This window comes from Eubacterium sp. AF15-50, from assembly GCF_934835595.1.
In the GTDB taxonomy this organism is placed as follows: domain Bacteria; phylum Bacillota; class Clostridia; order Lachnospirales; family Lachnospiraceae; genus Eubacterium_G; species Eubacterium_G segne.
Genome location: NZ_CAKVZL010000072.1, coordinates 1 through 11,387, shown reverse-complemented (window position 1 = coordinate 11,387; position 11,387 = coordinate 1). Strand labels below are relative to the sequence as shown.

Annotated in this window: 11 protein-coding genes; all 11 read right to left on the bottom strand. The window is 36.4% G+C overall.

Annotation, left to right across the window (positions count from 1 at the left end):
• The coding region (locus tag Q5O73_RS08250; protein WP_302669450.1) for an LrgB family protein at positions 1 to 614 on the bottom strand (614 nt) is incomplete at its 3' end.
• The gene (locus tag Q5O73_RS08245; RefSeq protein ID WP_302628757.1) at positions 607 to 978 is read right to left on the bottom strand and encodes a CidA/LrgA family protein; all 372 of its coding nucleotides are present in this window, start codon (positions 976 to 978) and stop codon (positions 607 to 609) included. The genes Q5O73_RS08250 and Q5O73_RS08245, both read right to left, overlap by 8 nt.
• A gap of 159 nt (positions 979 to 1,137) precedes the next feature.
• A complete protein-coding gene (locus Q5O73_RS08240) occupies positions 1,138 to 1,614 on the bottom strand; it encodes a leucine-rich repeat domain-containing protein (protein ID WP_302669449.1) in 477 nt (158 codons plus the stop codon).
• Positions 1,615 to 1,766: 152 nt separating this feature from the next.
• A complete protein-coding gene (locus Q5O73_RS08235; protein WP_302669448.1) occupies positions 1,767 to 3,470 on the bottom strand; it encodes a S8 family peptidase in 1,704 nt (567 codons plus the stop codon).
• Between the two features lie 27 nt (positions 3,471 to 3,497).
• Positions 3,498 to 5,261, bottom strand: coding sequence for an ABC transporter ATP-binding protein (locus tag Q5O73_RS08230; RefSeq protein WP_302669451.1), 1,764 nt, complete (start codon positions 5,259 to 5,261; stop codon positions 3,498 to 3,500).
• Between the two features lie 56 nt (positions 5,262 to 5,317).
• Entirely contained in the window at positions 5,318 to 7,072 is a 1,755-nt protein-coding gene (locus tag Q5O73_RS08225; RefSeq protein ID WP_021953164.1) for an ABC transporter ATP-binding protein, read from the bottom strand.
• Positions 7,073 to 7,095: 23 nt separating this feature from the next.
• The gene (locus Q5O73_RS08220) at positions 7,096 to 7,536 is read right to left on the bottom strand and encodes a MarR family winged helix-turn-helix transcriptional regulator (protein ID WP_302669447.1); all 441 of its coding nucleotides are present in this window, start codon (positions 7,534 to 7,536) and stop codon (positions 7,096 to 7,098) included.
• A 99-nt stretch (positions 7,537 to 7,635) separates the two neighbouring features.
• The gene (locus Q5O73_RS08215) at positions 7,636 to 8,403 is read right to left on the bottom strand and encodes a GNAT family N-acetyltransferase (RefSeq protein ID WP_302669446.1); all 768 of its coding nucleotides are present in this window, start codon (positions 8,401 to 8,403) and stop codon (positions 7,636 to 7,638) included.
• The gene (locus Q5O73_RS08210) at positions 8,400 to 9,758 is read right to left on the bottom strand and encodes an MATE family efflux transporter (RefSeq protein ID WP_186840375.1); all 1,359 of its coding nucleotides are present in this window, start codon (positions 9,756 to 9,758) and stop codon (positions 8,400 to 8,402) included. The genes Q5O73_RS08215 and Q5O73_RS08210 overlap by 4 nt, the downstream gene beginning before the upstream one ends.
• 32 nt (positions 9,759 to 9,790) lie before the next feature.
• Positions 9,791 to 10,765, bottom strand: a complete 975-nt coding sequence (locus Q5O73_RS08205; RefSeq protein WP_118588680.1) for an ATP-dependent 6-phosphofructokinase — start codon at positions 10,763 to 10,765, stop codon at positions 9,791 to 9,793.
• A gap of 10 nt (positions 10,766 to 10,775) precedes the next feature.
• Positions 10,776 to 11,387, bottom strand: a 612-nt coding sequence (locus tag Q5O73_RS08200; protein WP_302669445.1) for a SufD family Fe-S cluster assembly protein, incomplete at its 5' end; no start/stop codon positions are given.

The following is an 11,387-nucleotide window of genomic DNA, read 5'->3' as shown; positions in this document are numbered from 1 at the left end:
CCTTCAACCTCACCTATTTCCAAGGCTTTCGCAGTTCCTATTGCATGGGATGAGGCACCAAAAGCCAGTCCCTTAGAAATCGGTTCATCAATTTTAAATATTTTGCAAATTAATTCTCCAAAAATATTTCCCAATACACCGGTAATAATTATTACAGCTACAGTTATGGTTACATATCCTCCCAACTCCTCCGATACACCCATTCCTATGGCTGTTGTTATGGATTTTGGAAGTAAAGTTACATATTCTTCATGAGACAAACCACAAATCAAGGCTAATGCCAGAACTGTTGTAAGACTTGTTATTGTACCTGCCACAAGTCCTAACATAACCGCCTTAAAATTTTTAAGGAGTAATCCCCACTGCTCATAAAGAGGTACTGCAAGACACACTGTTGCCGGAGTCAGCAGCCAGCTTAAGTATTTTGCCCCCTCATTGTAAGTGTAATAATCAACTTTTCCTACAACCAGAACCACTATTGATACCACAATTGAAATTAATAGGGGATTAAAAATTCCCAATTTAAACTTCTTTTTTAACAATGTTCCTATTAAATATGCCACCAAACTTAAAGTTACGCCGGCAAACATTGACTCTCTAAAAAAATCATTCATCCCTATCTGTCTCCTTATTTCTGCTTTTTCTTATAATCCACTGGGACATCCTGCCTGTGGCAATCATTACCGTTATAATGGTAACAGCCGTGATTATACATACAGGGACAAGCACCGATGCAAGCTTTCCCCAGCTATTCATTAATCCCACTCCTGCCGGAATGAACATTAACGGCATAATCTCAATAAGGAATTTTCCCGTTTCCCTAACTGCTTCTAATTTAATTAATCCTGTCATTAATCCAATAAATAATATTGCCATACCATATATTCCCGCAGGAATCGGAAGTGGAAGTATATATTTTAAGACTTCTCCTGCAAAGGATATTCCAAGTATAATTAAAAGTTGTCGTATATATTTCATCTTTTCTCCTATATATGATTATTTTGTATGTTCTAAATTATTATATAACCTGATTATTTAATGTCAATGTTACCAATATACTGTATTTTGCACTTGAAATACGTAAAAATTATGCGGCTGTCCGCCACACAAATGTCTTTAAACCGCATATTTTAAAAATTAATTTATTTTACTGTAATTTTGCACTTTATAGTTTTTCTTCCTGACTTCACAGTAATTACTGCTGTTCCTTTTTACCGGACTAAAATCTATGATAAAATTCTTTGCGAAACTGCTGACAGACTTAGGTAAAATAATAGTTTTAAGATTAGAGCGATCTGCAAATGCTCCCTCTGGAATGGTATTTGCCGTGTCCGGTATTTTAATGTTTTCAAGGCTGCTACAATTATAAAATGCTAATTTTTCAATACGACTTACATCTGAAAAATCAAATTTCTTCAAAGATGTACAATCGCTAAAAGCACCTTCGGGATTTTCTCCATCTTCTACCTGAATACCAGCTGCTTCAAAAGTTTTCCCACCATGGCTTATTGCGTCCATTTCAGTATTTGCATATACGATTGTTCCCTCTTTTAATACTGTACACATAACCATTGCTGCCGACAGTCCGATTGCTAAAATGTGTTTCCATTTCATGTTTCTTTCCTTCTTTGTAACACATATTGCCATTCAACAGACAGTATCCAATATGGTATTTTTATGTTCTACTGAATAGTTAATCGCCCACACCGTTGTAAAGTTTATTGCGTCTATATTTAATCGTCAATAGTGAAAATATTTAAAGTATATTATTTAGGTATACTCTCTGAAACACACAAAGCTCCCCACCCTGCCTGTTCGTTAGGCCACCTTGTAAATCCCGGAAGTTTTCTGCTTCCCTTTATAAGATAACTTTTTAATTTCTGCCCGTACAGAAAAGGATCATTTCCCCGAACTATCCCCCATTCCATCATTAAGGCCGCACTGCCACACACAAAAGGGGTTGCCATGGATGTTCCGGTTCTTACGGATACTCCCCCCGTATTTGATGCCGAACTTATATTCACTCCCGGTGCCACAATATCCGGTTTTACCTGATTTGTTTCCCTGGTAAATCCCCGTCCCGAAAAGGATGCCATTACATCATTAGATGAATTATATGCTCCAACACTTATTACCTTTGAAGACGTGGAAGGAACCGTAAGTGTTATATCGGGGTCAGGTCTTAAAAATGAGGTATTTTCGTTTATAATTCCTCCTTCCGGAAGCCACATATCATATCGTCCCGTAACTATATTTTCAGGTGTAAGTCTTATGGTCCATATTCCTGATTTCACATAATTTGAAACCGGTATAAGTTCAAAATATATTTCCTGATACTGGGTATAAGGCTTAGGAGTCCCATAAAACACATAAACATTTGTCTCATCTGTCTCATATTTATGTGCCCTGTTATAAATTTCAATCACATCTATAATAAAGCCTGAAGGTGCAATTATCTGTACCCTAAATTCATCTGAAAAGTCTTTCCATAACTGAATACTAAATGCCTTTTGAAAACGTGATACCTGAACTTCCACATCTGTAGGCTCAAATACATATCCTCCTGCATGACCGGCACTGTCTCCCTCATTTCCCGCCCCCACGCATATGGATACCCTTCTACCGTCAGCCATGGAATCCAAATAAGTAGAAAGAAGAGATGTGCCATCATGAGAACCATAGCTATTGCCAAAGCTTAAGTTCATCGCCAAAGGCATTTTATAGCTTTCCGCCACCTTTATCATATAATCAACGGCCTCCATTAACTGAGTTGTTCTTGGAAACGACCTCTCCCCTGCTAAAGCCATCTTTACAATTACAAGACTGCTTTTTGTTGCGATTCCCAGATTATCATTTTTATTTTCAGCAAAATTGCCTGCTGCAATTCCTGCCACATGGGTTCCGTGTCCTGAATAATCCACGGAATTTACCGATTCATATGGATTTTCTGATTTTAAAGCCTCGTTAATTTCTTCTGCATTATAAACTCTGTCATTTGTCTGGTCCCACAAATTAAGTATTCTTGTGGTTCCATCCTGATTTCTAAAAGCCTCATGGGTAAAATCAATGCCACTGTCAGCTATTCCCACTATCACTCCTTCTCCAAAAAGACCATTGTTTTCATTATTTGCAAAGGTCTGCTGTACCTCATTTATACAGGATGCCTGTTTTCCCCTAAGCAGTGAAAATATAAGTGCTGTAGGCTTCTCAATGTAGGTAATCTCCTCCACATTAGCCACTTCATCTATCAATTCCTTTTTTACATTTAAAACGGCATAGCCGTTAGAAAGCTCTCTAACATCTACGCCGTTTATTTCCCTTACTTTATCTAAATTTCCTGTATACCTTACAATAAGTTCCCATACATCCTCTTCTGAATCAAAACCTGTCATTAATCCCTGAGATTTCATTAATTCCTCCTGTGGGATTTCCAACGCCAAACTAAGCGAATTATCTGATTTTTCCCCCATATTTCCCTCTTCTAATAAAATAATACATTAACATGCCTGTTCAAACTGACTGTTATACAAATCTGCATAAAATCCGTTTTTGCTCATAAGCTCCTGATGATTTCCACTTTCAATAATATCTCCATCCTTTAATACGAGAATTAAATCCGCATTTTTTATTGTAGACAATCTGTGGGCAATTACAAAGGATGTTCTGTTCTTCATAAGTTCATCCATGGCTTTCTGGATTTTCTGCTCAGTTCTTGTATCAATAGAACTTGTAGCCTCATCTAAAATCAAAATAGGTTTATCAGCTATCATTGCCCTGGCTATTGTAAGTTGCTGTTTCTGTCCCTGAGACAGGTTAATCTGATCATTTAAAATAGTATCATATCCATTTTGAAGTGTTCTTATAAAGTGGTCAAGACCAACTGCCTTACATGCTTCCCTCATTTTTTTCTCTGATTTATTTTCTGAACAATAAATCAGGTTTTCCCTGATACTTCCTTCAAACAACCATGTATCCTGTAATACCATACAGAATTTTGAGTGAACATCCTCTCTTTTAATATCTGCTGTGGATACTCCGTCGATTTTTATTTCACCACTGTTTATTTCATAAAAACGCATTAACAAATTAACCAGTGTAGTTTTTCCTGCACCTGTAGGCCCTACTATGGCTATTTTCTGACCTGCCTTCGCCTTAGCCGAAAAATCATTTATTATTATTTTGTCAGGCTCATACCCAAATCGTACATGAGAAAACTCCACATCACCTTTGGTATTGGTAATTATTGCCTTCTTATTACTTTCATCCTGCATTTCCTCTTCACCTAAAAACTCAAAAACACGGGATGATGCGGCACCTGCCGACTGCAACTGCTGAAATGCCTGGGCTAACTGTGACAATGGCTGGGTAAAATATCTTATATACATCATAAACGAAACAATAACACCAAAAGAAATATTTCCATTCATGGCAAGGGCAGCTCCTACCACGCAAACTGTAACATAACCGAAATTACCAATAAAAGTCATTAAAGGCATCATAAGTCCTGACATTGCCTGTGCCTTAAAGCCACTGTTTCTTAAAGCTTCATTTAATTCATCAAACTGCTTATTTGCCTTATCTTCTCCATTATAGGCTTTTACCACTGTATGACCTGAATATATTTCTTCTATATGACCATTTATTGCTCCAAGATTCATCTGCTGCTTTGTAAAATATTTCTGGGAATGTTTCATAATAACCATCATAAGGACAAAGCCTAATAATGTTGAAAGAACTCCGGCAATGGTCATTACAACATCTGTTTTTATCATCATTATAAGAGAACCTGCAAACAATGTAACAGCAGAAACCATTGTTCCGATACTCATGTTAAGAGATGTAGCAATCATATCTACATCATTCGTAACACGGGATAACACATCTCCAGTGGAATTATGATGATAGTAATTCATGGGAAGCTTATTAATTTTTACTGAAATGTCATTTCTAAGTTTTCTTGACACACACTGTGTAACTGTTGACATTATAAATCCCTGAGTTGCTGAAAGAATGGCACCAACACCATATAAAACAGCCAAAATCATTGCTGTTGACTTAATTTTATCCATATCCATTTTGGCATTAGGCATTATACCTTTTGTAATGGTATCTGTAATTTCCGATATCTTATCAGGGCCAATCAATGTTAAAACCGTTCCTCCACAGGCACATATTATTGCAATTATAATAAACGCCCAATAATTCTTACAGTATTTAAGGAGCTTGCTCCATGTGCCTTTCGTTACCTTTTCCTTTGACATTGCTACAGGCATTCCCGGATGTCTCATTCCTCTTCTATTTGTTGTTCTACCTTCCATTACGCCAATTCCTCCTTTGATAACTGAGAGTATGCGATTTGTCTGTATTCCTCACAGGATTCCATTAACTCACTATGAGTTCCTTTTCCTGCGATTTTTCCGCCATCTAACACAATAATTAAATCTGCATCCCTTATGGTTCCTATTCTCTGGGCTACAATTATTTTCGTAGTGTCGCTACACTGTTTTTTCAAAGCCGTACGCAGCTTTCTGTCAGTTTTATAATCAAGAGCTGAAAATGAGTCATCAAAAATAAGTATTTCTGCCTTCTTTGCTATAGCTCTTGCTATTGATAAACGCTGTTTTTGTCCACCTGAGAAATTATCTCCTCCCTGTGCCACATAACCATGGTATTTATCCTTGAGATTTTCCACAAAATCATCTGCGCATGCAATTTTTACGGCTTCCTTTACCTCATCAGGCGTAGCATCTTTCTTCCCATTATCACCATATGCAACATTTGATTCTACGTCCCCGGAAAATAAAATTGCCTTTTGGGAAACATATCCTATTTTATTTCTAAGTTCATTTTGTTTGTAATCTTTAACGTTTATTCCGTCAACTAACACTTCTCCGTCTGTTACATCATAAAACCTTGGAATAAGATTAATTACCGTACTTTTTCCACATCCTGTAGCTCCAATAAAAGCTATTGTTTCACCTTTATTTGCCTTAAAACTGATATTTTCCACAACATTTGCCGCAGCATCAGGATATGCAAAAGATACATTTTTAAACTCAACAGTGCCTTTTTCCTTAGTATCTCCATCTAAGCTACCGTCTTTTATGGTTATATCAGTATCTAAAACTTCTGTGATACGATTTGCAGCTACTGATGCCCTAGGCCAAATCATAAAAATCATAACCAGCATGATAAACGCCATAATAACCTGCATTGCATAGGAAGAAAATACAACCATATCTGAAAATAATGTAAGTTTCTTATTCATTGCCGCATTATTAATTAATATTGCCCCTATCCAATATATTGCAAGGGTAAGACCATTCATTACCCCCTGTATTCCCGGCATAAGAAATGCCATGGTTCTGTTTGCAAACATATTAGCAGATGTAAGTTCATTGTTAGCCTTTTCAAACTTTTCTTCCTGATACTCTTCTGCATTATATGCTCTTATTACATTTAATCCTGTAAGATTTTCCCTTGTAACCCTGTTTAAGTTATCAGTTAATACCTGCATCTTTTTAAATTTCGGAGATGCAAGAACAATACATGTAATAACAATTAATAATAAAATTACCAGTGCAACTCCTGTAGATGCCGTCCACTGCCAGCTTTTATTATAAATTTTAAGTATTGCCCATACAGCCATAATAGGTGCCTTGGCAATTGCCTGAAGTCCCATTACAATTAAAATCTGAATTTGTGATACATCGTTAGTAGTTCTTGTTATAAGGCTGGCTGTGGAAAACTTTCCAATTTCCTCCATGGAGAAATCCTGTACCTTATGAAACAACTTTTCTCTGATGGTTGCAGCAAAATCAATACCTGACTTAGCCGCCAATACTGCCACTGAAATACCTGAAACCAAACTTCCAAAAGCACACGCAAGCATTTTCCCTCCTGCAATTAAAATGTCCTGCATACTGCTGTCAGGGGTTTCAACTAACACTGTAATTTCAGACATGTAATCCGGAAGTTTCAAATCAAGCCATACCTGGGCTACAATGAAAACTAAAGCTATTAAAATAAAACATCTGTCTTTTTTCTCTAAATTCTTAAAAAGTTTAAACATCTATTAGTCTCCTTTACATACTATTAACTATCTGCGTTTTCACACAGCTTTATTATTACATTTACAAATGTATTAAGCTCCTCCTTTGAAATGCCTTTTGTATATTTTTTAGCTGCATGTTCCATATCTACGGCTGCAATACTGCAAAGCTTTATTCCTTCTGCAGTAATACGAACCTTTTTTATTCTCTTATCAAAGGGATCACCAAAACACTCAACAAATTTTTTCTGTTCCAATCTCTTTACAATACCTGCTGTGGTAGATTGTGCCAAATGCAATAATTTTTCAAATTCTTTCAGGGTGCATTCTCCCCCTCCATCTTTATTTAACCTCATTAATGCTCCAAGCTGCATCATTGTTAAATCATATTTTTTTAATGCATTATTGGCATTTTTTTCAATGTTATCATGCAACTGCTTTATCATATAAAAGCAATCTTTCCTCTTATCTGTTATTTTATTCATAATATCCTCCGAAGTAGTGAATATACTAACACTTTAATCGCATACTGTCAATAGCGTGCGATTGAAATAATTGTAAAAAATTTGTGCCTTATTTTTAAACTAATCATTATAATTAACATTATATGCCACATATTCATGGGAAAAATGATATCCTAATTTTTCTGCCATTTTTACTGACCACATTATTCTTGCGTCCCAGCTTGGATACCATCCTTTTTTGATACATTCAAGAATTAATTTAGCACCACATATGCTTGCAAGACCTTTGTGTCTGTAATCTTTTCTTGTAGCAATTTCCACTTCAATTCCATCCTTAAATCCGGAATAAGAGGATGCAGCGGAAATTAATTCTCCATCCTTTAATATTGCAACACCCATTCCCTTTTCACTGTACATTTCATATGTATCATATTGTGCTACAAAGTCCCTGCTCCACTGCTCCTTAAAGCAGACATTGTATAGTTTTTCATCAATTGTTTTTATTTCATATTCCTTTGATAAACCTTCTGCAATGCTTTTTAAATGCTCTACATTAAAAACACCTTTTTCCTTTTTCATTGCATATCTGGTTGTTTTTTCTGCCTTGTTTCCAAAGCACTTTTCAATTAAGTTGCCCCATTCTGTATCTTCCGGCACCATAATAATGGAATTTTTAAATTTATCCGGTTTAAACATTACTAATTCTTCATTTAATTTTCCTGCGAAATAGCAGAAATCCCCTAAAATAGCCATGGCAGACGTAGGATTATTTAAATTATCCACATATATATCTCCCATAACTTTTTCAAGGCATCCCCATATTACTCCTTCATCCCATTTTTCAAACAGATAATTTACAGTTTTTGTATCCTCTAATTTATATATCATATTTTACATTCCTTTTTACTTACATAAACGTATGCCGCTAATACCGCAACTCCCGTTATAATCCATGAAACAGGATATACAATAAGCAAAACATCATATGAATGATATTTTACAAAAACAGTGTATATCCATACTAATCTCAATACACAGGTTCCAAATACCGTAAGGGCTGCCGGTGTCATGGAGTGTCCCATTCCTCTAAGGGCTGCACCACCTATTTCATAGGAGCTTACTAAAAGATAAAAGAACAGTAGCAATCTCATTCTTGTTACTGCATAGCCTGCCACTGCCGCTTTTGAAGTGAATATTGAAGCAAAAAAGAAACCGTTTAATGCCACAATTATTCCCAAAGCCTGTGAAATCACTACGCTGTATATCATACATATACGGAATACTTTTTTAACTCTGTCATAATTTCCTGCACCAAAGTTAGTGCTAACAAAGGTTACCGCTGTCTGACTGAAAGCACTAACTATAAAATATATAATAAATTCATAATTAAGTGCCACCGCAGAACCTGCCACCACATCAGAACCAAATCCGTTAAGAGCCGCCTGAATAAATACATTGGCAAAAGAAAATACCATTCCCTGTATTCCTGCCGGCACACCTATTTTTAATATTTTACTTAAATCCTGCTTTGAAATGCCTAATTTCTTAACAGAAAGTTTAACAGGTTCATTTTCATGAATAAGTATATATGTAATCATTAATGAACTTACAATATTAGAAATAACTGTTGCAATTGCAACACCTGTTACTCCAAGATGAAAAACAATAACAAGAAAAAGATTAAGGGCTGCATTTAAAACACCTGCCACTGTAAGGCAATACAGGGGGCGTTTTGTATCTCCGATACTTCTTAATATAGCTGCGCCAAAATTATATAGCATAATAAAAGGCATACCAAGAAAGTATATTTTCATGTAATCTACTGCCAGATTCAAAGTGTCTGCGGGAGTGTCCATTAAAACAAGAACCGGTCGTGCCACAATAATTCCTATCACAAGTAAAAAAATGCCACTTACCAAAGCTATAACAATTGATGTATGTACGGCACTTTTAACTTTATCATCCTTTTTACTGCCTAAATAATTGGAAATGACAACATTTGCTCCTACTGAAATACCTACAAACAAATTAATCATTAGATTAATAAGGGCACCTGTACATCCTACTGCTGCCTGGTCCTGACTGGTGGCAAATTTTCCCACTACTGCCACATCCACAGAATTAAATAACTGCTGCAAAACACTACTTACAGCCAGTGGAATGGCAAACATCAAAATATTTTTCCATAAACCACCATTTACTATGTCTATACTACGGGTCGTTTCTGATTTACTTCTATTCATTTCTCTGCCTTCTTCTCTAATATAATATTTTACTATTCTGATAATCTCAAACTTAACTGATACTGGAAAGAATCTAAACTGTTATTTTTCAGTGACAATGCTTCTTCTAAATCATAATCTACCAGCAAATCATTTTTAATAGCTACTACACGGTTTTTTCTGCTTTCTTTTAAAATCTCAACAGCGTAAGCTCCCATAAGTGAACCATACATTCTGTCCTTTGCCGATGGCTGTCCACCTCTTTGAATATATCCTAAAACAGACACCCTTGATTCTATGCCGGTTTTCTCCTGAATAAGCTTTGCCAATTCTTCTGCATCTGTTACGCCTTCCGCAACTACAACTAAATAACAGTCCCGTCCGTCAGTATGATGCTTCTTTATGGCATCAGTAACACTGTCAAAATCTCCCTGCCATTTTTCCGGTAACAATATGGCATCTGCTGATGCCGCCATCCCTGACCACAATGCAATATATCCTTTTTTTCTTCCCATAACCTCCACAACACTACATCGTCCGTGAGATATTGAAGAATCTCTGATTTTGTCAATTGCCTCTGTGGCAGTATTTACGGCAGTATCAAATCCTAAGGTATACTCACTGCACCCCATGTCTCTGTCAATTGTTCCCGGAATACATATAACATTTATACCTTCTTCCTTAAAATCAATTGCACCACGAAGAGTACCGTCGCCTCCAATTGCCACTAATGTATCAATGCCGTTTTCCCTTAGATTTAACGCCGCCTTTTCTCTATATTCCTTTTTTAAAAATCTGTCACTTCTACTGGTAAAAAGTATAGTGCCTCCTCTGTTGTTTATGTTTCTTACATCATCCATACTAAGAGGAGCAGTTTCAAAATCTATTAATCCGTCGTAACCACGAAGTATACCAACTACTTCAATGCCTAAATTACAGGCACTAAAAACTACCGCACGAATGGCTGAATTCATTCCCGGGGCATCTCCACCGCTGGTTAAAACGGCAATTTTTCTTATATTTTCCATGAATTATCCTTTATCTTAAAAATCCATTAACAATCTGTTCTTCCGCTTCCTGTTCAGTAAGACCTAATGTCTGAAGCTTAATTAACTGCTCTCCGGCAATTTTTCCTATTGCTGCCTCGTGAATAAGGGAAGCCTCTAAATCATTTGCAGTAATTTCCGGAATAGCACTTATTTTTGCATTGTCCATAATAATGGCGTCGCACTCTGAATGTCCATTGCACTTGGCATTTCCGTTAATTACCGAGAAAAATGTCTGTCTTGAATCGTCTCTTGCCACTGAACGGGAAATAACGTTTGCACTGGAGCCGTCTCCATTCATGTCCACATTAAAACGGGTTGTTGCATGCTGTTTTCCGTGGGTCATAATACGCTCGGTAATTACTATTTTTGCATCTTTGTCAAGTTTTGCCGATGTTACCCTTTCTGTTGAATCAATGCCTTTTATCTGCACCGTTTCCATTTCCATAAATCCACCTTCTTCTATATTAACTATAGTTGTAGGATTCATTACGTTTTCGCCGTTTCCGTCTCCCTTACCATAATGCTTTTCCACATATTTTACCCTGGCATTTTTCCCAATGTAAAATGTATGAATGCCATCATGCTTAGACAGTTTATCCCC